Below are 26,336 nucleotides of genomic sequence, written 5' to 3' on the forward strand. Positions count from 1 at the left end.
CACCGGGGCCTCCCGGCTGCTCGACATGGTGGCGGGACGTTCCAAGAAGGTGTTCAAGACCTGGCTGGCCGGCCGCGACCAGGCCTGGCGCGACCGCATCCAGATCGTGGCGATGGACGGGTTCACCGGCTTCAAGACCGCAGCCGCCGAAGAACTCCCGGCCGCGGTCGAGGTCGTGGATCCGTTTCACGTCGTGCAGCTCGCCGGCGACCAGCTCGATGTCACCCGCCAACGCGTCCAGCAGGACACCACGGGCCATCGGGGCCGGGCGGGCGACCCCCTGTTCGGGGTCAGGCTGACCCTGCACACGGGCCGGGACCTGCTCACCGACCGGCAGGCCGCCCGCCTGGAACAGGTGTTCGCCGCCGACGCCCACGCCCCGGTCCAGGTCACCTGGGCGGTCTACCAGGAGATCGTGGCCGCCTACCGCGCCGAGAACCGTGCCGAGGGCAGACGCATCATGGCCCACCTCATCGACGCGATCGCCACCAAAGTCCCGAAGGCCCTGCCCGAAGTCACCACTCTGGGCCACACCCTGAAGAAGCGGGCCGACGACATCCTGGCCTACTTCGACCACCCCGGGACCTCGAACGGGCCCAGTGAAGCCATCAACGGCAGACTCGAACACCTCCGCGGCATCGCCCTGGGATTCCGCAACCTCACCCACTACATCACCAGATCACTCCTGGAGACCGGAGGATTCAGACCCCGACTACACCCTGGATCCTGAAGAGCCAGTNAAGCCATCAACGGCAGACTCGAACACCTCCGCGGCATCGCCCTGGGATTCCGCAACCTCACCCACTACATCACCAGATCACTCCTGGAGACCGGAGGATTCAGACCCCGACTACACCCTGGATCCTGAAGAGCCAGTTGACGTTGGCGAAACGTGAGGCGATCCCGGCGTCGCAGGTGACGAAGTGGCCCACGGTGACCTGGTAGGACAAGGGCGCGGTCTCGGACGCGATCTGCCAGGTCAGCGGGTGGCATCGCGACCATGCGCGCAGGAGGGCCTTGACCCGCGATCGTGGACACGGTGTCGGTTCGGTTATGCCGCTTCCGTGAGGGTAGCGGACGCGGTCGCCGCGTAGGCGGCTTCGTAGGTGCTCGGGCTGATGTGGCCGATCGCGGAGTGGCGCCGTCGGGTGTTGTAGCGGTTCGCCCAACCGAACACGGCCCGGTAGGCGGTGGCCTGGTCGGGGAACGCTGAAGCGCCTTCGAGGAGCTCGCGTTTGAGCGTCGCGTTGACGCTCTCCGCAAGGGAGTTGTCGGCGCTCGTGCCCACCGCACCCATGGACTGGGTCACGCCCAGGTGCTCGCAGAGGGTTGCGTAGGCCTTCGAGGTGTAGACGCTGCCGTGGTCGCTGTGGAAGATCGCGCCGGCCAGCGTCCCGCGGTCGCGGGCCGCGGCGCGCAGTGCATCCTCGACGAGTTCGGTGCGCATGTGGTCTGCGATCTGCCAACCCGCGAGCTTCCGGGAGCCGAGGTCGATGCAGGTCGCGAGATACAGGTTCGACCCGTCGGCGATGGGAAGGTAGGTGATGTCGCCGACATACCGGCGGTTCGGCTCGCCGATGGAGAAATCCCTCCCGATCAGGTCGGGGAAGCGGCGTCCGGACTGGTCCGGGATCGTGGTCTTCACCCGCCGGCGTAGCCGGATCCCCGCGAGCTGATGCGCGCGCATCACCCGGGCGACCCGCTTGTGGTTCACCCGCTCGGCAGCGGTGACGCCGTCGTTGAGGTCGGCGGTGATCCGCGGTGCCCCGTAGGCGCGGTCGCCGCCCTGGGCGGGGTCCTGCAGCACCCGGATCCGCGCGGCGAGGGCCGCGTCCTCGGCCGCTCTCGCCGCCCGTCCCGGGGCCGCCGCGAGCCAGGCGTAGAACGATGACCTCGCGATCTCGATGACCTCGCACAACCGCTTCACGCCGTAGGCGTCCTTGTGGTCGGCGACGAACTGGAAGCGGTTCACCAGTTCGTCTCCCCGGCGAAATACTTCGCCGCCTGACGGAGGATGTCCCGCTCCGTCTCGAGCTTCAGCTTCTCCGCCCTCGACTGGGCCAGCTCGGCCTCGAGCCGCGCGATCCGCGCTGCCTGGGACTCTGACCGACCCGACGTGGGCGGCGACATGCTGTGGGCCGTCGTGCCCGAGCCATGCTTCTCGACCCACTCCCGCAGCGCGCCGCGGGAGATACCCAGGTCCGCTGCGATGCCCTTCAACGTCCCGCCGGGCGTGGACTCGTACAAGTCCACCGCCCGCTGCCGGAACTCGTCCGTGTAGTTCTTCCTTGCCATCCCTTGAATTCTCGCTTCCCCAGCGCCGTGCTGGAATCAGCGTGTCCAAGATCAGGGGTCAAGCGCCCACATAAGCAGTGTTGGGTTGGGCAAGGAGTCGACAAGTACGTCGTGCTGGCCCGCAGGAAGCCCTGGCTCGATAGCGGCCAGTCGAGAGGCTGAGCCACTTCTCATAGCGAAAACCCCGTCGTTCTCGCACCACCACGACGGGCGACTCGAGTACCTGGGAGAGTCGTCCTTGGCTCAGCGCCTCGTCGGTATCTGTCTATGGGCGAAGTGCTTCGGGGTGCGCAACTGCGCCAATTCTATCCCTGACGATAGGGCGCAGTTTTCCCATCGCATCCTCTAGCTCATGACACCCACTCGTGGGACTTCGCCCGGGGTCATACCGCCCCTGCGCGTGACCGACGCGGATGCCTCGTGAGCAGGATGGATGTGCGCCATGAGGTCGGTGATGCCACGATCGTGACGTGCCTGCACGCGGCCCACGAACACGACGTTGGTCGGGCGCAGGGACATCCCCGCGCCCGACCGACGGTCGATCAGTTCGTCTTGGTGAGGTCGTAGACGGTCGTCCCGCCCACGGTCGTCGACGAGAAGGTCGACGTCACCCAGCTCGTGATCTGCGAGGCGGACGAGTTCGCACCGCCTCCCATGCCACCCCCGCCCTGTCCACTGGCGATGAAGTAGTGGATGGACCCGTTGGCGACGAGCTGCTTGAACTGCGCCAGGGTGATGTTGTTGTCACTGCCCGACCAGCCACCGATGCTGTAGATCGCGGTGTCGGTGTTGAGGATGAGTCCGGCCGCGCTCTGGTCGCCCACCACCGCGGCCGACCACTTCGTGCCGGCATTGTTGAGGAGCTTGACGAGTGCTGCACTCGTCGACGCCCCGCCCATGCCGCCACCCATGCCACCGGCCTGACCATCAGTCGACGTCGAGGTCGAACCCGAGGTGGACGAGGTCGAACCCGAGGGGGCCGTCCCCGATGGCTTGGTACCCGACGGGGGAGTGCCGCTGGGTGCGCCGTTCTGGTTGGACGACGTCCCCGAGCTGCTGCCCGGGCCGCCATTCCCACTGGGGGCCCCGCTGCTGGGGGCTCCGCCCATGCCGCCCATCCGTCCGGTCCCGGCCACCGCCGGTCCGGAGGTCGGCGTCGACCCGCTGTGTGCGGTCGCCACCGTCGCAGCGGTCCAGGAGGCTGACGGCGTCACCGCCGCCAGTGACCCCACCGCGAGCAGGACGACGGCCGCCTTGCGCAGTCCGGTCATCCCGCCCCGGGCGAGGGACGCGACGATGAGGTACCCGAGTGCCCCGACGACGGACCCGACGAGCGCCACCCACCGGATCCAGGAGTGCCAGCTCGGAGCATAGGTCGCCATGACGTGGAATCCCCACCAGCCGGTGACGATGACCGTTCCGGCCAGGATCGCCCGCCACACCACCGCCGTGCGGCCCTCGCCACGGGAGTGCGACCACACCTCGGCCGCACCGGTGGCCAGCGTCCCGGCGATGAGCGGAGCCAGGGCCACCGCGTAGTACGAGTGGATCGTGCCCTGCATGTAGCTGAACACGGCAGCCGTCGTGAGCAGCGAACCGCCCCACAGGACGAGTCCGGCGCGATTTCCATCGGTGAGGCTGCGGCGTCCGCACCCGATTAGGCCGGCGACGAGCAGGATGAGGGCCGCCGGGAGCAGCCACGAGATCTCGCCGACGAACTGCGAGTTCACCAGGCGCAGCAGGCCCGCGGTGCCGCCGAAGCCGCCTCCGCCACCGCCATTGCCCTGGCCGCCGAGCACGCGGCCCAGACCGTTGTAGCCCAGGGCCAGCTCCCACAGCGAGTTGTTCGTCGACCCGCCGATGTACGGCCTGGCCGAGGCCGGCCAGATCGCGCACAGGGCGATGAGCCATCCGGCCGACACGACGAGCGACGCCGCCGCGGCGAGCAGGTGGACGAAACGCCGACCCCACCCGGCGCGGGCGAACAGGAGGTACGCCAACGCGAGGGCGGGCAGGACGAGCAGCCCCTGGAGCATCTTGGTGAGGAACGCCAGACCGATGAGCCAGCCGGCACCCACCATCCACCACAGGGCCCTGCGCTCCGACTGCAGCGCACGGACCACCATGTAGGCGGCCGCCGTGACGCACAGGACGAGCAGGGCGTCCGGGTTGTCGAAACGGAACATGAGCGCGGCGACCGGCGTGACCATGACCGCCGCCCCGGCGACGAGGCCGGCCCCGTGGCCGGACAGGCGTCGAACGGCGCCATGGGTGAGAGCCACCGTCGCCACACCCATGAGTGCCTCGGGCAACAGCAGGCTGAACGACGAGAACCCGAAGATCCTCGCCGACAGGCCCATGACCCAGATGGCCGCCGGCGGTTTGTCGACGGTGATGGACAGCTGGGAGTCGAGGCTGCCCCACAACCACGCGCGCCAGCTCTGGGTGGCCGACTTCACCGACGCGGCGTAGAATTCGTTGGCATAGCCGGACTCGGTGAGCTTGTACAGGTACAGCACGGCCGTCGCCACGAGCAGTGCCCACAGCGATGGACGCGCCCAGGCCGGGTCGGTGCGCCGACCGAGCACCAGTCGAGCCGGCCAGGATCGCTCGCCGGCCCTGGCGGAGGGACTGGCGGGGGAGTCCATCCGGGTCCGGGCCACGGCGTGTCGTGGCCCGGACCGGGAGTTGATCGTTGATGTCGTCATGTCGTGCCTCTCCGTGGACGTTGAGGTTCGACGACCACAATCCATGCGTCGACTGTGCGTCCCATGTGGTCGATCGGTGGTGAGCCCATGAGGACGACGGTCGACACCGCCTTGCAAGATCTTGCGCCGAAGCGCTCCAATGCCCTCCCCGGGCGGCTCCGGAGGGACGGGATACCCGCCCGCGATGTACTTGTGACAAGGGATTATATGAAGTTCTGACAGCTTCCTGCCAGCCTATGGACATGAAGAATCTTGCAAGCTAGCGTCCCGACCGTGCGTCAGGGGTGACGTACTCCGGGCACGGCAGCCCGGGCACACGGAAGGGGACCATTGTGAGTCCACAAGGAAGGACTGCCCGTCGGGGCCGGTCGGTGCTGGCCGCCCTCACGGCTGCGGCCTGCACCCTCTCGCTCGGGCTGGCCGGAGCGGCGCGGGGTGCGACGACGGCCCACGCCGCCGATCCGACGGTGACCCTCGTCGGCAATTTCCAGAAGGCCCTGGGGTGCGACACCGACTGGCAGCCCGACTGCTCCGCGACCCACCTCACGACGACCGACGGCGCCACGTTCTCCAGGACCTTCTCGGTACCGGCCGGATCGTACGAGTTCAAGGTCGCCCTCGACGACTCCTGGACGGTGAGCTACGGCGCCGACGGCGCCCAGGGTGGGTCGAACATCCCGCTCGTCCTCCAGGGGCCCTCCAGCCTCACCTTCTCCTACGACTCGACCACGCATCGGATCGGCGTCACCCCGACCGACCTGCCCGGTGCGGCCACCGCTGCCGACAAGCCACTGGCCAGGAACTCACTACGCGCCGCCAGCACGACGGAGCGGTTCTACTTCCTCATGGCCGACCGATTCGCCAACGGCGACACCTCCAATGACACCGGTGGCCTCACCGGAGGTCGTCTCGACACCGGCTTCGACCCCACGGACAAGGGCTTCTACCACGGTGGTGACCTCAAGGGCGTCATCTCGAAGCTCGACTACATCAAGGGTCTGGGGACCACCGCCATCTGGTTGACGCCGTCCTTCAAGAACCATCCCGTCCAGGGCACCGGGACCGACGCGTCGGCCGGTTACCACGGCTACTGGGTGACCGACTTCACCCAGATCGACCCCCACCTGGGCACCAATGCCGACATGAAGGCGCTCATCTCCGCAGCGCACGTCAAGGGGATGAAGGTCTACTTCGACATCATCGCCAACCACACCGCCGACGTCATCAGCTACGCCCAGAACCAGTACTCGTACATCTCGAAGGCCGACAAGCCGTACACCGATGCCTCCGGGAAGGCCTTCGACGACGCCGACTACGCCGATCAGGACACCTTCCCCCAGCTGACGACGTCCTCCTTCCCGTACACGCCGGTCATCGCCGACAAGGACAAGAACGTCAAGGTTCCGGCCTGGCTCAACGATCCGACGATGTACCACAACCGCGGGGACTCCACCTATGAGGGGGAGTCGGCGACCTACGGCGACTTCTCCGGGCTCGACGACCTCTTCACCGAGCGCCCCCAGGTGCTCACGGGCATGGAGGACATCTACAAGTCCTGGGTCGACTTCGGGGTCGACGGCTTCCGGATCGACACCGTCAAGCACGTCAACACCGAGTTCTGGACGAAGTTCAATCCCGCGATCAAGGCCGAGGCCGACCGCATCGGGAAGAAGGACTTCTTCACCTTCGGGGAGGTCTACTCCGCCGATCCGACGGTGACGAGCACCTACACGACGAAGGGGAACCTGCCCGCCGCACTGGACTTCGGGTTCCAGGCCGCAGCCTTGGCCGAGGCCAAGGGCAAGGCGACGACCGGGCTGCGCGACTTCTTCGCCTCCGACGACTGGCTCACCGACACCGACTCCAACGCCTACCAGTCCCCGACCTTCCTCGGGAACCACGACATGGGGCGCATCGGGATGTTCCTGTCCCAGGCCGGCTACAGCGGCGACGACCTGCTCAAGCGCACCGAGCTGGCCAACGACCTCATGTACCTCGTCCGCGGCAACCCCGTCACCTACTACGGGGACGAGCAGGGCTTCATCGGCAAGGGTGGCGACAAGGACGCCCGGGAGGACATGTTCTCCACCAAGGTGAGCCAGTACGCGGCCGAACCCCTCATCGGTGGCGGCACGCTGGGAACTTCCGACCACTACTCGACGTCCGCACCGCTGTACCGACACATCGCCGCCCTGGCGAAGCTGCGCGCTGCCAACCCGGCACTGACCAACGGCACCCAGGTGCACCGGTACTCCTCGGCCGGCGCCGGCATCTACGCCTTCAGCCGGATCGCCGCGGACGGCACCGAGTACGTCGTGGCCATCAACAATGCCACCACCACGGCCAGTGCCACGTTCAGCACCTACAGTGCCCGGAATCGATTCAAGCCGCTCTACGGCACCTCGACGGCGATCCGCTCGGACGCCCAGACCCACGTCACCGTGTCGGTCCCGGCCCTGTCGGCCGCCGTGTGGAAGGCCAGCGCACCGATCGCGGCACGCCGCAGCGCGACGGCGATCCACATGACGAGCCCGTCGGCCGGTGACGTCGTCGGCGGCCGTGCCGAGATCTCCGCGGCCCTCGGGGAGAACACCTACGCCCAGGTGAGCTTCCTCTACCGCCCCGTCGGCACGTCGACGTGGAAGCCGTTGGGCACCGACGACAACGCCCCGTACCGCGTGTTCCAAGACGTCACGGGCCTGGCCAAGGGCACCCTCGTCGAGTACCGCGCCGTCGCCAAGGACTTCTCGGGCAACATCTCGGCCTCCTCGAGCTACGGGATCGTCGGGGACGCGAAGGCGACCTCGGGATCGGCCGACACCGGGTCGGTGGGGCCGGTGGCCCAGCCCAAGGCCGTGTCGGTGCCCGGAACCCTCAACACGGAGATGGGCTGCTCGTCCGACTGGGACCCGGCCTGTGACCAGGCCCAACTGGCCCTCGACCCGGCCGACCAGATCTGGAAGGGCAGCTACGACCTGCCCGCCGGCCAGTACGAGTACAAGGCCGCCATCAACAAGTCGTGGGACGAGAACTACGGCGCCGGTGGCGCGGCCAACGGCTCGAACATCGCCGTGACGAGCACCGGGCACGTCAACTTCTACTACGACCACGCCACCCACTACGTCACCAGCGACGCCCAGGGTCCCATCGTCACTGCGCCGGGGTCGTTCCAGAAGGCACTCGGCTGTGGATCGGACTGGGCACCGTCGTGCATGCGTCCGTGGCTCACCGACCCCGACGGGGACGGCGTCTACACGTGGCGCACCGACCAGATCCCCGCCGGCAACTACGAGTGGAAGGTCGCCGTCGGCCTCACCTGGAACGAGAACTACGGGGCCGACGGCAAGGCCGGCGGGGACAACCTCACCTTCTCGGTGCCCACCGCCGGCACCGTCGTCACCTTCAGCTACGACTCGAGGACCCATGTCGGGTCGGTGACGACCTCCAAGCAGGGGGTCGCGCCCGACCTCAAGGCGGCCAAGGCCATCTGGGTCGACGCGTCGACCATCGCCTGGCCGGCATCCGCCCTGCCCAAGGGCATGACCGCCGATGACGTGAGCTGGCGACTGCACTGGTCGGCCAGCGGCACCCTGGCCATCGATGCCGAGTCGCTCACCGCCGCCGACATGCAGGAGAGCGATCTCGTCCTCGACACGGCAGGACTGCCCTCCTCGGTCGTGGCCGCCCATCCCGAACTCAAGGGATACCTGGCGCTGCACGTCGTCAAGAAGCTGCACGGCGCCCAGCTCCACGACATCCTCACCAGCCAGGTCGCGGTCGCCCAGTACGACAGGTCCGGGTCACTCGTCGACGCCACCGGAGTCCAGCTGCCCATCGTCCTCGACTCGGTGTACGCGCAGGCGGCGTCCGGCCTCGGCTACGGCGTGTCCTTCCGCGGGGCGACCACGACGTTCCGGCTGTGGGCACCCACCGCACGGAAGGTGGAACTGCTCGTCAACCCGACCTCGGGCTCCTCGACCGATGTGCGTCCGATGTCCTGGGACGCCCGGACCGGTTCGTGGTCCTACACCGGCCACAAGCTGCGGGACGCCAGCTACCTGTACCGGGTGACGGTCTTCGTGCCCACCCAGGGGAAGGTGGTGACGAGCACGGTCACCGATCCGTACTCGACCGGACTGACCCTCGACTCGACCGCATCGGTGGCCGTAGACCTGTCCGACCGCACCTGGCAGCCGTCCGGGTGGCGCACGACGGCATCCCCCAGGCTCGCCCAGGCCGTCGACTCGACGATCTACGAGCTCCACGTCCGGGACTTCTCCATCTCGGACACCTCCGTGCCAGCGGCCCATCGCGGCAGCTACCTGGCCTTCGCCGACCAGAGCAACGGCACCAAGCACCTCAAGGACCTGGCGAAGGCCGGTCTCAACACCGTCCACATCCTGCCGACCTTCGACATCGCCTCGATCCCGGAGGGGAAGTCCGAGCAGCGGACACCTCCGTGCGACCTGGCCTCCTACGCCCCCGACTCCACCGAGCAGCAGGCGTGCATCGCCCGGATCGCCGACGCCGATGGTTTCAACTGGGGATACGACCCGTGGCACTGGATGGCGCCGGAGGGCTCCTACGCGGCCTCGGACGCCGACGCCTACGGTGGGCGCAGGGTGGCGCAGTTCCGCACCATGGTCGGAGCACTGCACTCCGACGGGCTGCGGGTCGTCCTCGACCAGGTGTTCAACCACACCTCAGCGGACGGTCTGGCGACGACGTCGGTCCTCGACAAGGTCGTGCCGGGGTACTACCAGCGGCTCGACGCCAAGGGCGCGGTCTACACCTCGACCTGCTGCTCCAACGTCGCGACGGAGCACCAGATGGCCCAGAAGATCATGGTCGACTCGGTGGTGAGCTGGGCGCGCAACTACAAGGTCGACGGCTTCCGGTTCGACCTCATGGGGCACGCCTCGGTGACCAACATGAAGGCGGTCCGGACAGCCCTCGACAAGCTCACGCTCAAGCGTGACGGCGTCGACGGCAGATCGATCTACCTCTACGGGGAGGGCTGGAACTTCGGAGAGGTCGCCGACAACGCCCTCTTCGTCCAGGCCACCCAGGGGCAGCTGGACGGCACCGGCATCGGATCGTTCAACGACCGGCTGCGCGACGCCGTCCGAGGCGGCGGGCCCTTCGACTCCGACCCGCGCAAGCAGGGATTCGGCAGCGGCGAGGCGACCGACCCCAACGGCGCCGACATCAACAAGGACGCCGCGACGAACATCGGTCACGACACCGACCTCGTCGAGCTGGGGTTGGCCGGCAACCTCAAGTCCTTCTCCTTCGTCTCCTCGAGCGGCACGAAGGTGACCGGCTCCACCCTCGACTACAACGGCAGCCCGGCCGGATTCGCCTCCCAACCCGCCGAGAACGTCAACTACGTCGACGCCCATGACAACGAGACCCTCTGGGACTCGCTCACCTACAAGTTGCCCCTGGCGACCTCGATGTCCGACCGGATCCGGATGAACACCATGTCGCTGGCGACGACGGCCCTGTCACAGAGCCCCTCGTTCTGGCACGCCGGCTCGGACCTGCTGCGGTCCAAGAGCCTCGACCGCAACTCGTACAACTCGGGTGACTGGTTCAACCGGCTCGACTGGACCGGGGCTGACAACGGGTTCGGGCACGGCCTGCCGCCGCAGGCCGACAACTCGTCGAAGTACTCCTTCATGAAGCCGCTCCTGGCGGACTCCTCGCTCAAGCCCAGTGCCGTCCAGGTGCAGCAGGCCTCCGCCCAGGCCCAGCAGCTCCTCCGGCTGAGGTTCTCGACCCCGTTGTTCCGTCTGGGGTCGGCGAACCTCATCGACGCCAAGGTGAGCTTCCCGGCCTCCGGCACCACGGATGCCCATGCCGGCGTCATCGCCATGAGGATCGACGACACCACCGGTCGTGACGTCGACCCGAAGGTCGCCAACCTCGTCGTCGTGTTCAACGCCTCGGCCCGGTCCGTCGACCAGCGGATCGCCGGCCTGGCGGGCCACACCCTGGCCCTGTCGACGGTCGAGGCGCAGGGCGTCGACCCGGTCGTCAAGACCTCGTCCTGGAACCCGACCACCGGGGTGGCGACCGTCCCGGCGAGAACCGTCGCGGTCTTCGTCGAGAACCAGTGACCTCAGGTCTGCGAGGCGGCCCGGCGTTCGCGTCGGGCCGCCTTGACGTCCTCGGTCCATGCCCGTGAGCGTCGCGAGGTCACCGCGAGCAGGGCCAGCACCGCCCACGACATCGACCCCAGGGACTGCAGATCGCGCGAGGACGTCGTCGACAAGGGAACTCCGGTGACGATGATCGTCGCCAACAGCGAGGACTCGAGGACGACCCGACCTCGGGGATGGCCGAGCCAGGTCGCGGCCGCCGACCCCAGGGCCACCACGGCGACGAGGGCACCGACGACCCAGGTGAGGATGTCGACGCTGCGCGACGTCGGGTCGGGGGAGACGGTGGCCACTGCCTGCCGCGCCCGGTCCAGATGCAGCCCGAGGCTCATGACGTACGTCAACACGGTCGAGATGACGACGACGAGCACGCCGAAGACGAGGCTCGGCGGCCGGGACCGCCCGACCATGTCGGAGGCGCTCTCCGACAGCTCGGTGCCGATCTCGTGGAGGGAGTCGCCCACCGGGTGATGGGGCTCTTCAGGATCCAGGGTGTAGTCGGGGTCTGAATCCTCCGGTCTCCAGGAGTGATCTGGTGATGTAGTGGGTGAGGTTGCGGAATCCCAGGGCGATGCCGCGGAGGTGTTCGAGTCTGCCGTTGATGGCTTCACTGGGCCCGTTCGAGGTCCCGGGGTGGTCGAAGTAGGCCAGGATGTCGTCGGCTCTCTTCTTCAGGGTGTGGCCCAGAGTGGTGACTTCGGGCAGGGCCTTCGGGACTTTGGTGGCGATCGCGTCGATGAGGTGGGCCATGATGCGTCTGCCCTCGGCACGGTTCTCGGCGCGGTAGGCGGCCACGATCTCCTGGTAGACGGCCCAGGTGACCTGGACCGGGGCGTGGGCGTCGGCGGCGAACACCTGTTCCAGGCGGGCGGCCTGCCGGTCGGTGAGCAGGTCCCGGCCCGTGTGCAGGGTCAGCCTGACCCCGAACAGGGGGTCGCCCGCCCGGCCCCGATGGCCCGCGGTGTCCTGCTGGATGCGTTGGCGGGTGACATCGAGCTGGTCGCCGGCGAGCTGCACGACGTGAAACGGATCCACGACCTCGACCGCGGCCGGGAGTTCTTCGGCGGCTGCGGTCTTGAAGCCGGTGAACCCGTCCATCGCCACGATCTGGATGCGGTCGCGCCAGGCCTGGTCGCGGCCGGCCAGCCAGGTCTTGAACACCTTCTTGGAACGTCCCGCCACCATGTCGAGCAGCCGGGAGGCCCCGGTGGCGTCGCGAAGCGGTGTCAGGTCGATGATCACGGTGACGTACTTGTCACCACGGCTGGTGTGGCGCCACACGTGCTCGTCGACCCCGATGACCTCCACGCCCTCGAAGCGGTGCGGGTCGTCGATGAGCCGGCGGGTGCCCTCGGCCAGCACCGCATCGTTGGCGGTGGTCCAGTCCACCCCCAGACCAGCGGCGATACGGGAGACCGGCAGGTGATCGAGCACCAGGCCCTCCAGTGCCCAGGCCAGCCCTCCCCGCGACAGTTTCGCCCTGGCCTGGGCGGCCTGGTCGGTGTTCTGGCGCCACACGTGTCCGCAGCCGGTGCACCGGTACCGGCGTACCCGGATCTGAAGGATCGTGGGCCGGTGGCCCATCGGGGTATGGGCCAGCCGGCGGATCACCGTGTCACGAGGGACCCCCTGGCATCCGCACCAGTGGCACCAGTCGTCGGGGGCGACGACCCGGCAGGCCAGGACCGTCTCCTCGTCACTGATCAGCTGGCCGGTGACCTCCAGACCGAGTTCGTCGAGACGGGCGAATGTGGTCAGGTCGGGGGTGCTGAAGGTAGCGTGGTTCATGGAGGGCCTTGCGATTCACGAGGACGGGACTTAAGACACTCCGATCCTCGCGCAGGGTCCTCCCCCCACGCACCCCGGCCCCACAGGCCAACTACAGCAGACTCTCACACAGTCAAGTCACAACTACACCCTGGATCCTGAAGAGCCGGTGATGGGGGAGCCTGCGGGGCCGGATGGGGACGACCTTCGTCGCCTGTGGCACCTCGGCGAGCCGGCGCAGGTCGACGATCGGCAGGTCACCGTCGGTGACGATGGTGTCGCCGCCGCCGTTGCGCGAATGGTACGAGGTCGAGAAATCGGTGATGACCTCGACGGACACCTCCGGACACGCCCATCGGACGTCGTCGACGATGTAGTCACGTTCCAGGTCGATGTTGGCGTCGATCTTGTGGGTGATCTGCCAGGTGAACGCCGACAGCCCGACCGCCCGGTCGTAGGTGCCGGCGGCCAACCAGTCGACCCGGTGCCCCCCGGGCAGCAACCAGCCCGACGGCGTCCGCCAGAAGCGCACGTGGTGACGCTGCGCCGGATTCCCCTCGGCCTCCTTCTGGAAGGTGAAGGCCTGTTCCCGGCCGAAGAGGTAGAGGTTCGACACCGGCGCCGTCGGGTAGGAGCGCCGACCCAGGGTCGCGACGACGGTGCGCCAGGCGTTCCTCGGCGTGACGGGATCTGCCGTCTCCCAGCCGGCGGCGTTCATGGCGGCGCGGATCTGGCCCTCCGATCCGAGCAGGGCGATGTTGACCGGGTCGCCGAGCAGCCCGTCCCCGTTGCGGGTCCGGCCGATGAAGTAGTCGGGAACGTAGAACCCGGTGAGCACCTGGTGGATCCGCGGCAGCGCCAGATAGGTGAGCACGAGCCAAAAGAGCAGCAGGTGGGCCAGCCGTACCGGGGAGGCCTCGAAGCTCGATCGCAGGACGATCCACGTGAACCACACGACGCCGACGGTGGCGATGACGGCGAAGGCGATGTCGACCCGCTCGAGCACCGACCAACTGCGCACGCTCGTCCCGCTGACCTTCGAGGGGCGGGCGGCGTACACGGGACGCCGCTGCCGACGAGCCTGCCAGGAGTCCTCGGTCACGGCCCCATCCTTGCACCTGCACAGTCCAGGGGAGGCCGTGGGACAGCCCGTCATCGTCGGACCGACGGACGGAAACAGCGAAGGCTACGAGGACCGTCCGGTGCATACGCAAGGAAGGTCACGGTCCTTTTCACGATGCGGACGGCTTGGTTTCGGATTGATAACGATTGTGTGTCCAAGGTCTCCACTTCGCACGTCGCACCAAGGCTCTCCATAGATTCCTCCCAACCTGTTCGGAACCACCGGACGGGTGCAGGTTGGTCGAAGGGAACCACATGAACAGGCTCAGTGCCGTCGTGCTGACGGGCATGCTCATCGCCGCCACACCGGGTGTGGCAGCGGCAGCCCCGTCCGACGCGGGCAGTCACATCGAGGTCACCAAGGTCGCCGCCGGCGACGGGGTCATCGACTCCGACGTCGTGCCGGGTGCCGCCCGCTCCGATGCCAAGGTCAACGTCATCGTCCAGATGAAGGCCGATCCGGTCTCCGTCGTCGACGCGAAGTCGGGTGGCAAGCTCACCGGCAAGCAGAAGAAGGCCCTGCGCGACAGCCTCAAGCAGTCCCAGGGTGACATCGTCAGGAGCGTGCGCAACTCCGGCGGCATCGTCGTCAGCCAGATGCAGTCGGCGTACAACGGTGTCCACGTCAAGGTCAAGGGATCGCAACTGAGCTCCATCGCCAAGCTTCCCGGCGTCGCCGCGATCCATGGTGCCCCGCGGTACGACATCGCTCCGACGAACACGACCTCCGTCCCCTTCCTCGGGGCCGACAAGGTGTGGGAGTCCACCGGCTACACCGGCAAGCACGTCAAGGTGGCCGTCCTCGACACCGGCATCGACTACACCCATGCCGACTTCGGTGGCCCGGGCACAGTCGACGCGTTCAAGGCCGCAGCCGCCACCTCGTCGCAGCCGGCCGACCCGGCCCTCTTCGGGCCGAACGCCCCCAAGGTCAAGGGTGGCACCGACCTCGTCGGTGACGCCTACAACGCCGCCAAGGCCGACTCCAAGCCGCAGCCCGATCCCAACCCGCTCGACTGCGCCGCCGCCGGACACGGCTCCCACGTGGCCGGGTCGATCGCCGGCTTCGGCGTCAACGCCGACGGGTCCACGTACAAGGGCCCCTACGACACCTCGACCCCCAAGCACGAGTTCAAGGTCGGGCCGGGCGTCGCCCCCCAGGCCGACCTCTACGCCGTGCGCGTCTTCGGCTGCGAGGGCAGCACCGACGTGACGACCGAGGCCATCGACTGGGCCGTCGCCAATGGCATGGACGTCGTCAACATGTCGCTGGGCAGCCCCTACGGCACCACGGACAGCCCCGATGCGGTCGCGGCCCGCAATGCCGTCGCCAATGGCGTCATCATGGTTGTAGCCGCCGGCAACAACGGCCACAACCCGTACCTCGTCGGGTCGCCCTCGACCGGGGCCGGGGTCATCTCGGTGGCCGCCGTCGACTCGACCGCGTCCTTCCCCGGGGCACGGATCACCCTCGCCGACGGCCGCACCATCGACGCCATCAATGCCAACGGCGCCAAGCTCGGCGGGCCCTACACCGTCGTCGTCCTCAAGGACGACCCGTCGACCCCGGAGAACGAGGCCCTGGGCTGCTCCAAGGACGCCTACGTCCGCAACGGCATCACCGCCGGCTCCAACCAGCTCGCCGTGACCGTCCGTGGCAACTGCGCCCGCGTCGCCCGTGCCGTCTACGGCCAGCAGGCCGGTGCCGCCGCCGTCGCCATGGTCAACACGAGCGACGGACTGCCCCCCTTCGAGGGCCCCATCACGAGCAACCCCGACACCGGTGAGGCCTACGACGTCACCATCCCGTTCCTCGGGGTCAAGGGTGTCCTGGGCAGCGGGTCCGACGGCGACACCCTCGTCGCCGCGAACGGCCAGCAGGTGAGCCTTTCCGACTTCACCCTGGCCAACCCGACCTTCCGCAAGCCCGCCGACTTCACCTCGGCCGGCCCGGCCTCCGGTGATTCCGCGGCCCACCCGTCGGTGGCCGCTCCCGGTGTGTCGATCAAGTCGGTCGCCGTCGGGTCCGGCAGCGACTACGAGACGATGTCGGGCACCTCGATGGCCACCCCGCACGTCGCCGGCGTCGCCGCCCTGGGTGTCGAGGCCCACCCGACCTGGACCCACCAGCAGGTCGGCCAGGCCGTCGTCGCCACCGCCGATCGTGCCGGTGTCAAGGGCTCGACCGTGACCCTCACCGGGGCCGGGCTCGTCGACCCCATGGCTCTCGTCAAGGCCACCTCGACCGCCTACGGTGACGTCGTGCGGACCGACGGCGGATCGGTCGCCGACTCCTCGCTGAGCTTCGGGTACGCCGAGTTCTCCGGCAGGTACAGCGCCAACCGGACGATCACGCTCACCAACCTCGGGACGAGCTCGAGGACCTGGTCGCTGACCTCCGTCGCCTCCGCCGAGTCCGACCGCGCCGACGTCACCGTGAGCCCCTCGCGGGTCACCGTGCCCGCCGGCTCCAGCCGCACCGTCACCGTGACCGTGAGCACGGACGCCACCAAGGTCGGCACCTCGAGCGACAAGGACGACCAGTTCTCCTTCCACGCCATCGACGGGCAGGTCGTCGCCACCTCCGGCGCCGAGACGCTCACCGTCCCCTACGTCCTCGTTCCTCGGGTCGACGCCCAGGTCGGGGTCCAGGGCAACCCCAAGCTCGACGGCAAGAAGGCCTCGGTCTCCCTCATGAAGAAGACCTCCGGCGTCGCCACCTCGGCCGACGTCTACACCCTCGGCGTCACCGACCCCAAGGACGGCGACGAGACGGCCACCGACAAGGGATGGGACGTCAAGGCCACCGGTGTCGCGTCCTTCGGCGACGCGCAGAACCCGACCCTGGCCTTCGCGGTCAACACGTGGTCGCGTCACTCCAATGCCGGCATCCATGAGTTCGACGTCGCCCTCGACACGAACAACGACGGCAAGGCCGACAAGGTCATCTTCAGCTACGACTCCGGCCAGATCCGCAACGGTGACGCCGACGGTCTCAGCGAGGTGTTCATCTACGACCCGGCCACGAAGGCCCTCAAGCCGTCGGGCTACCTGTCGATCGCCCCGACCGACTCGAGCACCGTCGTCCTGCCGATCGACGCCGCCTCCGTCGGCATCACCGGACAGTTCCAGTACGCGGTCTCGACGTACTCCGGGTACGACTCGGCCAAGGGCGACGAGACCGACGCCGCCAGCTACAACCCCTTCAAGAAGGTGTTCAACGACGGCCAGAGCGTGAGCTTCGGCGCCAACCAGAAGAAGGCCTCCTTCCCGGTGACCTTCGACGCCGCGGCCTACCGGGCCGACCCCGAAGCCGGCAAGGGCCTGCTGGTCATCGCGACCGACAACGCCACCGGCACCGAGGGGATCGTCATCCCCAAGCGCAAGTGACGTCCTCGGACTGATCCGCAGCGGCCAGGGCCCCCGCCATCCTCGTGATGGCGGGGGCCCTGCATGCTCCGGACTCGACCGGTGACGACTCGAGGGGCGCCGCGCGGCCGGCCGCCGCGAGCCTCTGTGGGTGGGCCGGGCCGCCTCAGTCGCCCTCGAGTTCGGTGAGGAAGGTCGAGGCCCACAGGTCGATGGTGTGCTCGAAGACCTGACGACGCATGGTCCGCATCTTGCGGGCCCGGGTGCGCCGGGAGTCGCCCAGGGCCTTCATGATGGTGTTCTTCATGCCATCGATGTCGTACGGGTTGACGAGGTAGGCCTGGCGCAGTTCTCGTGCGGCACCGGCGAACTCGGACAGGACGAGGGCCGAGTCGTCACTGGAGCGGCAGGCGACGTACTCCTTGGCGACGAGATTCATCCCGTCGCGCAGGGGGGTCACGACCATGACGTCGGCGATCTGGTACATCGCGGCCAGCGTGCGGCGCGGCACCGAGGTGTGCCGGTAGGCGATCCGGGGGCGGGACAGCGTCGTCGACCCGGAGTTGATGCGGCCGACGAGCAGGTCGATGTCGTCGCGCAGGATCTTGTACTCCTCGACCCGTTCGCGGGACGGCGTCGCGAGCTGGAGGAAGACGCACTTGGCGGGGTCGAGGCGTCCCTCGTCGAAGAGCTCACCGATGGCTCGGATCCGTTGGCGCAGCCCCTTGGTGTAGTCGAGCCGGTCGACGCCGAAGAGGATGGTCGGCGGGTTCCCGAGTTCCTCGCGCAGCCGGTCGGCCTCCTGGAGCACCTCGGGGGAGTTGGCCAGGTCGTGGAATCCCTGCGAGTCGATGGAGATGGGGAAGTCACGGATGCGGACCATGCGACCGTCGGCCAGGTGTGCCCTGCCCTTGGCGCCGACGACCCCCGGACGGCGCCGGGCCAGGCGCAGGAAGTTCGAGGCCGCACCCGGCGTCTGGAACCCGACGAGGTCGGCGCCGAGGAGTCCGTCGACGAGTTCGTCGCGCCACGGGATGCGCTCGTAGAGCTCGATCGGCGGGAACGGGATGTGGAGGAAGAACCCGATCCGAAGGTCGGGTCGCAGCTCGCGCAGCAGCTGGGGGACGAGTTGGAGCTGGTAGTCCTGCACCCACACCGTCGCTCGTTGGGCGGCCCGTTCGGCCACGGCCTGGGCGAAGCGGGCGTTGACGGCGCGGTACGCGTCCCACCACTCACGGTGGAAGACCGGATCGACGACGCAGTCGTGGTAGAGCGGCCACAGGGTTGCGTTCGAGAAGCCCTCGTAGTACTCCTCGACCTCCTGGGAGCTCAGCGGGACCGGGACGATGTCGTACCCCTCGTGGGCGAACGGTTCGACCTGCTCGTCGGGGGCGCCGTGCCAGCCGATCCAGGCCCCGCCCTTGCGCTGCATGACCGGTTCCAGGGCGGTGACGAGGCCACCGGGGGAGGTTCGCCAGGTCACCTTCCCGTCATCCTCCTGGGCCCGATCGACGGGCAGTCGGTTGGCGACGACGATGAAGCTGGCGAGGTCGGTGGTGGTTGACGTCATGGGCATCCCCTTCCTCCGTCAACCCTATCAGCGGGTGCGTCCTGGCTCGTCGGGGCGGGAACTGGCCGGGGTCCGGTGGGGTCTGTGTGACGATGGGGTCATGACCGACACCCCACCTCGACTGTCCTGGACGGCCTGCACCGCCGCCGGGCGATCGGTGCTCGACGCCGTCGCCCACGACCCGGCGGGCACCATGCTCGCCCTCGACTTCGACGGCACCCTGGCCCCCATTGTCGACGACCCGACGACCAGCCGCATCCTCCCGGAGAGTCGGCAGGCCCTGGCCCGGATGTGCGACGACCTGGCCGGCTGTGCCATCGTCACCGGACGACCGGTCGACGACGTGCGGAGGATGGCCGAGATCGACTCCCTGCCGGGGCTCGAGCGGCTCGTCGTCCTGGGCCAGTACGGCGTCGAGAGGTACGACGCCGCCACCGGGCAGGTGCGCTCGCCCGAGGTGCCCGACGCCGTCCGGAAAGCCGTCGAGGAACTGCGCTCGGCTGTCGACGAACTCGTCGCCGGTGACGCGCGGCTGGCCGGGCTGCACGTGGAGGACAAGGGCCGAGCGGTCGCCCTCCACACCCGCCGGGCGGCCGATCGGCAGGTCGCCTGGACGGTGGCGTCGAAGCTCGCCGACGAGGTGGCGACCCGTCGCGGTCTGCACGCCGAGGAGGGACGCGAGGTCATCGAGCTCACCGGGACGCCGACCTCCAAGGCCCGGGCCCTCAGCGAACTCATCGACGAGCGGCACCCGCGGGTCGTGCTCATGGCCGGCGACGACCTCGGCGACGTTCCCGCCCTCGACCTCGTCGGGCGATGGATCGAGGAGGGGGCGCCCGGGGCGCGGATCGTCTCGTACTCCGCCGAGCAGCCCGCCCTGGCCGGGCGTGCCGACGTCCTGTGCGATGGGCCGCACGGCGTCGCCGCGTTCCTGCGTGAGGTCGCCAATCGCGTCGACGACACGTGGTGATCGTTCGAGATGTGAGACGTGATCTCATGATGCGGGAGATTTTCGGATTCCGTTTGGCTGTCGCGGCCCGGTGTGCTTGTCTGGTTCCAGACGCCGCACGGGCGTCATGGCTCGAGCGCCACACAGCGAAGGGACACGACGTGAGCACGAAGCACGCCGCACACATCGGGATCGACCACGCCGTCGTCCCCATGTGCATGTCGTGCCCGCGCCCCGCGTCCTGCTGTCGCTGATCCTGCGTCCAGTCGCGGCACCTCCATCCCCCGAATCCTGGCCCGGACCCTGTCCGGACCGCCGCTCGTCCCGTATCCCCAGGGGTCCGGCACCCCTGACCATCCGAAAGGAACACCACCATGGCGAAGATCGCCCAGGACATCACCGAACTCATCGGCGGCACCCCGCTGGTGAGGATCAACAAGCTCTTCCCCGACTCCCGGGCCACCGTCCTGGCCAAGCTGGAGTACTTCAACCCGGCGTCGTCGGTCAAGGACCGCATCGCCAGGTCGATCGTGGACGCCGCGGAGGCCTCGGGCGCACTCCAGCCCGGTGGCACGATCGTCGAGGCGACCTCGGGCAACACCGGTGTCGGCCTGGCCCTCGTCGGCGCCGCCCGTGGCTACAAGGTCATCATCACCATGCCCGAGACGATGTCCAAGGAGCGTCGCGCCATCATCCGACTGCTGGGCGCCGAGCTCGTCCTCACCCCGGGCGCCGAGGGCGTCCCCGGTGCCAACAGGAAGGCCGCCGAGATCGTCAAGTCGACCCCCGGCGCGATCCTCGCCAGCCAGTTCGACAACCCGGCCAACCCGCAGATTCACCACGCTCGCACCGGTGAGGAGATCTGGGAGGACACCGACGGTCAGGTCGACGTCCTCGTCGCCGGCATCGGCACCGGCGGGACGATCTCGGGTGCCGGGAAGTTCCTCAAGGAGAAGAACCCGCAGGTCAAGGTCTTCGGTGCCGAGCCGGCCGAGTCCCCGGTCATCACCCAGGGTCAGAAGGGTCCGCACAAGATCCAGGGCTGGGGCCCCGGCTTCGTCCCGGAGAACCTCGACCGGTCGGTCCTCGACGACATCCTCCTGGTGCCCGGCGACGAGGCCATCGCCCTGGCCCGCCGCGCAGCGGCCGAGGAGGGCATCATCACCGGCATCTCCGGTGGTGGCGCGCTGCAGGCCGCCGGCCAACTGGCCGCCCGTCCCGAGTTCGCCGGCAAGACGATCGTCACCGTCATCGCCGACACCGGTGAGCGCTACCTGTCCACGGCCCTCTTCGAGGGTCTCGTCGACTGAGCCTCCCCGCGCTCACCCGGCCGTCGTGTCCTCCTCGGACGCGGCGGCCGGGTCGCGTCACGGTGCGGTGCGGTCCTGGGGGACAGGGAGCGGACGGCATCGGCCACCCGGGCCAGGGCGTGCGCCAGGGTCGCGTCGTCCAGGCGTCCGAACCCCAGGACAATCCCGTGCTCGGCCCCGCCGCCACCCCAGTACCGGGACAGGGCGGTGACGCCGATGCCCCGGCGCGCACAACCCGCCACGATGGCGTCCTCCGGGGCGCGACACACGAGCACGGCGTGCAGGCCGCCCTCGATGGGGCGCAGCTCGGCGCCCTCGATGCCTCCCAAGGTGTCCATGACGAGGTCACGACGGCGTCGGTAGACCCGGCGGAGCCGTTGGGTGCGCCGCCGGAGCGTGCCGGTGGCCAGGTAGTGGGCCAGGGCGGTCTGGACGATGGCCGCCACCGGGTGCCCGGTCGCCCGCCGATGGTCGCGAATCGGCTCCACGAGAGGTTCGGGGACGACGAGGTAGCCGCAGGCGAGCGCCGGGGTGAGCACCGAGGAGAAGGTTCCCAGCAGGACCGTGCGTGAGGGCTCGAGGGCGGCCAGGGCGGGCAGGGGTTGGCCGACGTGACGCAGCTCGGAGTCGAAGTCGTCCTCGACGATCCAGGCGCCATGGGTGGCGGCCCAGGCGGCCAGGTCGACGCGGCGATCGGCCGACAGCGACCCTCCGTGGGGGTACTGGTGACCCGGTGTGACGAGGACGGCGTCGAGGTGCGCGTCCGGCAGAAGTGCCGAGACGAGCCCGTGGTCGTCGGTCGGCAGGTCGACGGTGCGCACCCCGCAGGTCGGCGGCACGCGGCGCAGGCTGGGGTAGCCGGGCGACTCGACGCCGATCGTCCGGATGGCGGCCGTCGATCGCAGCAGCAGGGCCAGGCCCTCACGGGCGCCGGCGGTGACGACGATCCGGGAGGGGTCGGCGACGAGGCTGCGCATCTGGCGCAGGTGCTCACAGATCTCCTCGCGCAGCGCCGGTGACCCCAGGGGGTCCTCGAGGCGGGGGGCCGGGGAGGACGCCGCCGCCCGCCAGGCCGCGCGCCAGGCGGGGTCGGCCAGGTCGGAGGTGTCCGGTGCCCCCGGGGTGAGCTCGATGAGCGGGTCGGGCAGTGGGCTCGGCCGGGACGGCGTCGGCGCCGGGGCCGCCGTCCGCGGATGGATCCGTGCCAGGTCCGGGTTGACGCTCGTGCCCGATCCGTGGGCCGCCACGAGATAGCCCTCGGCGGTGAGTTCGTCATAGGCGGCGACGACGGTCCCTCGGGACAGGTGCAGGTCGGCGGCCAGCGACCGCCCGCTGGGCAGGTGGTCGCCGGGGTCGAGGACCCGCCGCGCGATGAGTTCGCGGATCTGCTGGGCCAGTTGGGCCGGCAGCGGTCGCGGGTCGCGACGGTCGACGGTGATCGGCAGGTCGACGACGAGGTCGGATCTCATGGGACAGGTGTGCCACGGTGCAGTGGTCCATTGCAAGTCGCCAGGTTTGGCTCTTGTGGTGGTCCAATTGCCCCGCTTGCATGGTGCCCATGACTGAGAACACGAAGAACACCGGGACGACGCGGGTCAAGCGCGGCCTGGCCGACATGCTCAAGGGCGGCGTCATCATGGACGTCGTCACCCCCGAGCAGGCGAGGATCGCCGAGGACGCCGGGGCCAGCGCCGTCATGGCCCTCGAGCGGGTGCCCGCCGACATCCGCGCCCAGGGAGGCGTCGCCCGGATGAGCGACCCCGACCTCATCGAGGGCATCATCGACGCCGTCTCCATCCCCGTCATGGCCAAGGCCCGGATCGGCCACTTCGTCGAGGCGCAGGTGCTCCAGGCCCTCAAGGTGGACTACATCGACGAGTCCGAGGTGCTGAGCCCCGCCGACTACGCCAACCACATCAACAAGTGGGACTTCGACGTCCCCTTCGTCTGTGGGGCGACGAACCTCGGCGAGGCGCTCCGGCGCATCACCGAGGGAGCTGCCATGATCCGGTCCAAGGGCGAGGCGGGAACCGGCGACGTCTCCGAGGCCGTCAAGCATCTGCGCACCATCCGCGGCCAGATCAACAGGCTGCGCAGCATGGACGCCGACGAGCTCTACGTCGCCGCCAAGGAGCTGCAGGCCCCGTACGACCTCGTCGAGGAGGTCGCCCGCACCGGCAAGCTCCCGGTCGTCCTCTTCGTCGCCGGCGGGGTGGCGACGCCGGCCGACGCGGCCCTCGTCATGCAGATGGGCGCCGAGGGTGTCTTCGTCGGTTCGGGCATCTTCAAGTCGGGCAACCCCGCCAAACGGGCCGCGGCCATCGTCAAGGCGACGACCCTGTACGACGATCCGCGGGCCATCGCCGAGGTGTCGAGGTCGCTCGGCGAGGCCATGGTCGGCATCAACGTCGCCGACGTGCCCGCCCCACACCGTCTGGCCGAGCGCGGATGGTGACGGTCGGGATCCTGGCCCTCCAGGGCGGGGTCGCCGAGCACGAGCGGATCCTCGAGCGGCTCGGCGTCGCGATGCGCCGGGTGCGCCGTCCAGCGGACCTCGACGGACTCGACGGCCTCGTCCTGCCCGGCGGCGAGTCGACCGTCTTCGACAAGCTCGCCCGGGCGCTCGGGTTGGCCGCTCCGCTCCGCGACGTCATCGCAGCCGGCCTGCCGACCCTGGCGACCTGCGCCGGACTCATCTACCTGGCGCAGGAGGTCGAGGACGCCACCGAGGGTCAGCGGACCCTCGGTGTGCTCGACATCTCCGTGCGGCGCAACGCCTTCGGCTCACAGCTCGACTCCTTCGAGACGACCCTCGAGGTCACCGGGGCCGGGCTGGTGCCGGCGACCTTCATCCGGGCACCCCTGGTCACCAGGGTCGGGCCGGGGGTCGACGTCGTCGCGAGATTGGCCGACGGGAGGGTCGTCGGGGTGCGTCACGGGACTGTCGTGGCGCTGGCGTTCCATCCCGAGCAGACCGAGGACGACTCGGTGCACCGGGCCTGGGTCGCGGCACTCAGGACAGGGCGAACTTCGTTGCCAGACCGACCATGATGACGCCGATGGCCCCGTCCAGCCAGCGCCACACCTTCGCGCTGGACAGCGGGGCCGACAGCGCTCGCGCTCCCAGGCCGACGACGACGAACCACACCACCGAGCTCGTGATCGCTCCAGCGGCGAATGCCCACCGTCCGGTCGGGCCGTGCTGATTGGCCAGGGACCCGATGAGCACGAGGGTGTCGAGGTAGACCCACGGGTTGAGCCAGGTCAGCGCCAGGGCGGTGCGGTAGACGTGTGCGGTCTCGACGGCTCCGTCGGCGTCGATCCCTCGCGGGTGGCGCGCTGACCGGAAGCTCTGGTACGCGAACCACAGGAGGTACGCCGCACCTCCCCACTTGAGGACCTGGAGCAGGAGCGGTGCGCGCTCGACGAGCACACCGATGCCCAGGGTCCCGGCACACACGAGGAGGGCGTCGGCCACGGTGCAGATGACGATGACCCCGCCGATTCCCTCACGCCGGGCCCCCTGCCGGATGAGGAAGACGTTCTGCGCCCCGATCCCCACGATGAGTCCGGCCATGGCCACCAGGCCCGCGAGGTACGTGTTCACCGGCGGAAGGCTACGACACGGTGTCACCCGGGCCCCGGTCCGGGTCAAGGGACGGTCAACACTGACCGCCGTCACCTGTCGGGACGCTGGACCAGAGTGCGAACTGTCGTCAACGCATGCCGGAGCACCTCGGGGTCATGGACGACGGGCAGTCTGAGGTGGTCGGTCATCCCACCGTGGGCGGAGAAGGTCGGCCCCGGGGCGAGGACCACCCCTGCCGCCCTGGCACGTTCGGCCAGGGAGACGGCGTCGGTCCCGACGTCGACCCACAGGGCGGCGCCCCCTCGGGGGCGCGTCCAGATCCAGCCCGGGCAGACCTCGTGGAGCAGGTCCTCGGCGCGGTCGAAGGAGACCGTGAGAGTCGAGGCCCGCTCCGCTCGCGCCTCGTCGACGCTGTCGAGCAGGTGGACGGCGAGGACCTGGTCGATGATCGGCGAGCTGAGGTCCGTCGTCTTCCGCGACTCGAGGAGGGCCCGGACCCGATGCCGTGAGGTTCGCAACCACCCGACCCGGAGCCCACCCCAGTACAGCTTCGACAGGGTTCCGATGGAGATGAGTTGATCGTCGGGCAGCAGGCCGGCGAGGGTGGGGACGGGCCGCCCGTCGCCCGTGAGATCACGGGAACAGCAGTCCTCCACGACGGTGCCGCCCCAGGACACCAGGGCCGACGCGAGTCGGCGACGATGGGGCGGTTCGGTCGACCAGCCCGTCGGGTTGTGGATCCCCGTCTGGACGTGCACCAGCGTCGGCGATCGCGTCAGGGCTCGCGACAGCAGGTCCACGTCGATCCCGTGCGGACCGACCGGCACACTGCGGATCCGTGCGCCGCGGGTGCGCAGGAGCTCGAGGACCCCGCGGTAGGTCGGTTCCTCGGCGACCACCTCATCGCCCGACGTGAGGTACGTCGACAGGGTGAGGGCGGTGGCGTGCTGGGCGCCGTTCGTGACGAGGATCTGGTCGGGTGAGGTGGCGACCCCGTCCCGGGTGAGCAACTCCGCGATGGCCACGCGGAGCACGGGGAGCCCGGCCGGGAAGTACCCGTCGGTCTCGAGATAGTGGTCCAGCCTCGTCAGGGAGGTGCGCTCGATGACCTCGCGTGCGACGCCGGAGGCCGGAAGCGCGCCGGTGGACAGGTCGATGCGACGTCGCGAGGTGTCCGAGAACGAGAAGAGCCGTCCCGTGACATCGGCTCCGGGTGCGCTGAGTCGGGTGCGCACCCTCGACCCGGATCCTTCGCGTGTCAGCAGTCGTCCTTGCTCGGCGAGCCGGGAGTAGCACGACGACACCGTTCCCCGGGCGATTCCCAGTTGGCGCGCAAGGTCGCGCTGGGACGGGAGGGTCGTGCCGGCCGGGACGAGGCCCGCGTCGATGACCTCGGCGATGGCCGAGGCCAGGGCGTCGGCGGTCGGCGCGCCGTCGTGCCATGGGCCGATCATCGTGGCCAGTTCGGCCGCAGTTCTCTTGGCGACAGCCAT

Annotated in this window: 16 protein-coding genes; 7 read left to right on the forward strand and 9 right to left on the reverse strand. The window is 69.2% G+C overall.

Going from position 1 to position 26,336, the window contains the following annotated elements:
• On the forward strand, nucleotides 1-730 hold a 730-nt coding region (locus E0E30_RS04310), incomplete at its 5' end, for an ISL3 family transposase (RefSeq protein ID WP_130866730.1).
• A 321-nt stretch (nucleotides 731-1,051) separates the two neighbouring features.
• On the opposite strand, the gene E0E30_RS04320 is transcribed toward E0E30_RS04310, so the two are convergent.
• Both E0E30_RS04320 and E0E30_RS04325 read right to left on the reverse strand, forming a co-directional pair.
• Nucleotides 1,052-2,295 (reverse strand): IS3 family transposase gene (locus E0E30_RS04320; protein ID WP_411913989.1). Its coding sequence is split into 2 segments (ribosomal slippage): nucleotides 1,052-1,983 and nucleotides 1,983-2,295, totalling 1,245 coding nucleotides; the frame shifts between segments, so codons are not numbered across the junction.
• Nucleotides 2,296-2,837: 542 nt separating this feature from the next.
• The gene (locus tag E0E30_RS04325; RefSeq protein ID WP_130865242.1) at nucleotides 2,838-5,003 is read right to left on the reverse strand and encodes an ArnT family glycosyltransferase; all 2,166 of its coding nucleotides are present in this window, start codon (nucleotides 5,001-5,003) and stop codon (nucleotides 2,838-2,840) included.
• A 332-nt stretch (nucleotides 5,004-5,335) separates the two neighbouring features.
• On the opposite strand from E0E30_RS04325, the gene pulA reads away from it, so the two are divergent.
• Nucleotides 5,336-11,125 carry a pullulanase-type alpha-1,6-glucosidase gene (pulA, locus tag E0E30_RS04330; RefSeq protein ID WP_245306496.1) on the forward strand — a complete coding sequence of 1,930 codons (5,790 nt, stop codon included), beginning with the start codon at nucleotides 5,336-5,338 and terminating at the stop codon, nucleotides 11,123-11,125.
• A gap of 2 nt (nucleotides 11,126-11,127) precedes the next feature.
• Here pulA and E0E30_RS04335 read toward each other — a convergent pair whose 3' ends face one another.
• The 3 genes from E0E30_RS04335 to E0E30_RS04345 all read right to left on the reverse strand — a co-directional run bounded on the left by E0E30_RS04335 (nucleotide 11,128) and on the right by E0E30_RS04345 (nucleotide 14,036).
• On the reverse strand, nucleotides 11,128-11,631 hold the full coding sequence (locus E0E30_RS04335) for a hypothetical protein (protein ID WP_130865243.1): 504 nt from the start codon (nucleotides 11,629-11,631) through the stop codon (nucleotides 11,128-11,130).
• A 16-nt stretch (nucleotides 11,632-11,647) separates the two neighbouring features.
• Nucleotides 11,648-12,955, reverse strand: a complete 1,308-nt coding sequence (locus tag E0E30_RS04340) for an ISL3 family transposase (RefSeq protein WP_130865244.1) — start codon at nucleotides 12,953-12,955, stop codon at nucleotides 11,648-11,650.
• A gap of 112 nt (nucleotides 12,956-13,067) precedes the next feature.
• Nucleotides 13,068-14,036 (reverse strand): LssY C-terminal domain-containing protein, encoded by a 969-nt coding sequence (locus E0E30_RS04345; RefSeq protein WP_245306497.1) that lies wholly within the window; start codon nucleotides 14,034-14,036, stop codon nucleotides 13,068-13,070.
• A 275-nt stretch (nucleotides 14,037-14,311) separates the two neighbouring features.
• Between E0E30_RS04345 and E0E30_RS13740 the strand changes: the two genes are divergently transcribed.
• Nucleotides 14,312-17,446, forward strand: a complete 3,135-nt coding sequence (locus E0E30_RS13740; protein ID WP_130865246.1) for a S8 family peptidase — start codon at nucleotides 14,312-14,314, stop codon at nucleotides 17,444-17,446.
• A gap of 145 nt (nucleotides 17,447-17,591) precedes the next feature.
• On the opposite strand, the gene E0E30_RS04355 is transcribed toward E0E30_RS13740, so the two are convergent.
• Nucleotides 17,592-18,995, reverse strand: a complete 1,404-nt coding sequence (locus tag E0E30_RS04355; RefSeq protein ID WP_130865247.1) for an alpha,alpha-trehalose-phosphate synthase (UDP-forming) — start codon at nucleotides 18,993-18,995, stop codon at nucleotides 17,592-17,594.
• An 82-nt stretch (nucleotides 18,996-19,077) separates the two neighbouring features.
• On the opposite strand from E0E30_RS04355, the gene otsB reads away from it, so the two are divergent.
• A complete protein-coding gene (gene otsB / locus E0E30_RS04360; protein WP_210115861.1) occupies nucleotides 19,078-19,965 on the forward strand; it encodes a trehalose-phosphatase in 888 nt (295 codons plus the stop codon).
• A gap of 353 nt (nucleotides 19,966-20,318) precedes the next feature.
• Nucleotides 20,319-21,254, forward strand: coding sequence for a cysteine synthase A (gene cysK, locus E0E30_RS04365; RefSeq protein ID WP_130865249.1), 936 nt, complete (start codon nucleotides 20,319-20,321; stop codon nucleotides 21,252-21,254).
• On the opposite strand, the gene pdxR is transcribed toward cysK, so the two are convergent.
• Nucleotides 21,215-22,723, reverse strand: a complete 1,509-nt coding sequence (pdxR, locus tag E0E30_RS04370) for a MocR-like pyridoxine biosynthesis transcription factor PdxR (protein ID WP_130865250.1) — start codon at nucleotides 22,721-22,723, stop codon at nucleotides 21,215-21,217. The two genes, cysK and pdxR, sit on opposite strands and share 40 nt — an antisense overlap.
• 146 nt (nucleotides 22,724-22,869) lie before the next feature.
• Here pdxR and pdxS point away from each other — a divergent pair, with 146 nt between their 5' ends.
• Both pdxS and pdxT read left to right on the forward strand, forming a co-directional pair.
• On the forward strand, nucleotides 22,870-23,709 hold the full coding sequence (gene pdxS, locus E0E30_RS04375; protein ID WP_245306647.1) for a pyridoxal 5'-phosphate synthase lyase subunit PdxS: 840 nt from the start codon (nucleotides 22,870-22,872) through the stop codon (nucleotides 23,707-23,709).
• Nucleotides 23,703-24,305, forward strand: a complete 603-nt coding sequence (gene pdxT / locus E0E30_RS04380) for a pyridoxal 5'-phosphate synthase glutaminase subunit PdxT (RefSeq protein ID WP_130865252.1) — start codon at nucleotides 23,703-23,705, stop codon at nucleotides 24,303-24,305. Before pdxS ends, pdxT begins: the two co-directional genes overlap by 7 nt.
• Here the strand turns inward: pdxT and E0E30_RS04385 are convergent.
• Together E0E30_RS04385 and E0E30_RS04390 are read right to left on the reverse strand one after the other, a co-directional pair.
• Complete coding sequence (locus tag E0E30_RS04385) at nucleotides 24,268-24,861, reverse strand: LysE/ArgO family amino acid transporter (protein ID WP_245306498.1); 594 nt, start codon at nucleotides 24,859-24,861, stop codon at nucleotides 24,268-24,270. The two genes, pdxT and E0E30_RS04385, sit on opposite strands and share 38 nt — an antisense overlap.
• Before the next feature lie 71 nt (nucleotides 24,862-24,932).
• Entirely contained in the window at nucleotides 24,933-26,336 is a 1,404-nt protein-coding gene (locus tag E0E30_RS04390) for an aminotransferase-like domain-containing protein (protein WP_130865253.1), read from the reverse strand.

Origin of the sequence: Acidipropionibacterium timonense, from assembly GCF_900605005.1 — a bacterium.
GTDB classification, from domain to species: domain Bacteria; phylum Actinomycetota; class Actinomycetes; order Propionibacteriales; family Propionibacteriaceae; genus Cutibacterium; species Cutibacterium timonense.

Excerpts from the sequence above, each read along its gene's own strand:
- cysK (WP_130865249.1), top strand. The coding sequence starts at position 20,319 with ATGGCGAAGATCGCCCAGGACATCACCGAACTCATCGGCGGCACCCCG.
- E0E30_RS04355 (WP_130865247.1), bottom strand. The coding sequence starts at position 18,995 with ATGACGTCAACCACCACCGACCTCGCCAGCTTCATCGTCGTCGCCAAC.
- E0E30_RS04390 (WP_130865253.1), bottom strand. The coding sequence starts at position 26,336 with ATGGCTGTCGCCAAGAGAACTGCGGCCGAACTGGCCACGATGATCGGC.
- E0E30_RS04325 (WP_130865242.1), bottom strand. The coding sequence starts at position 5,003 with ATGACGACATCAACGATCAACTCCCGGTCCGGGCCACGACACGCCGTG.
- E0E30_RS13740 (WP_130865246.1), top strand. The coding sequence starts at position 14,312 with ATGAACAGGCTCAGTGCCGTCGTGCTGACGGGCATGCTCATCGCCGCC.
- pdxS (WP_245306647.1), top strand. The coding sequence starts at position 22,870 with ATGCTCAAGGGCGGCGTCATCATGGACGTCGTCACCCCCGAGCAGGCG.
- E0E30_RS04340 (WP_130865244.1), bottom strand. The coding sequence starts at position 12,955 with ATGAACCACGCTACCTTCAGCACCCCCGACCTGACCACATTCGCCCGT.
- pdxT (WP_130865252.1), top strand. The coding sequence starts at position 23,703 with ATGGTGACGGTCGGGATCCTGGCCCTCCAGGGCGGGGTCGCCGAGCAC.
- pdxR (WP_130865250.1), bottom strand. The coding sequence starts at position 22,723 with ATGAGATCCGACCTCGTCGTCGACCTGCCGATCACCGTCGACCGTCGC.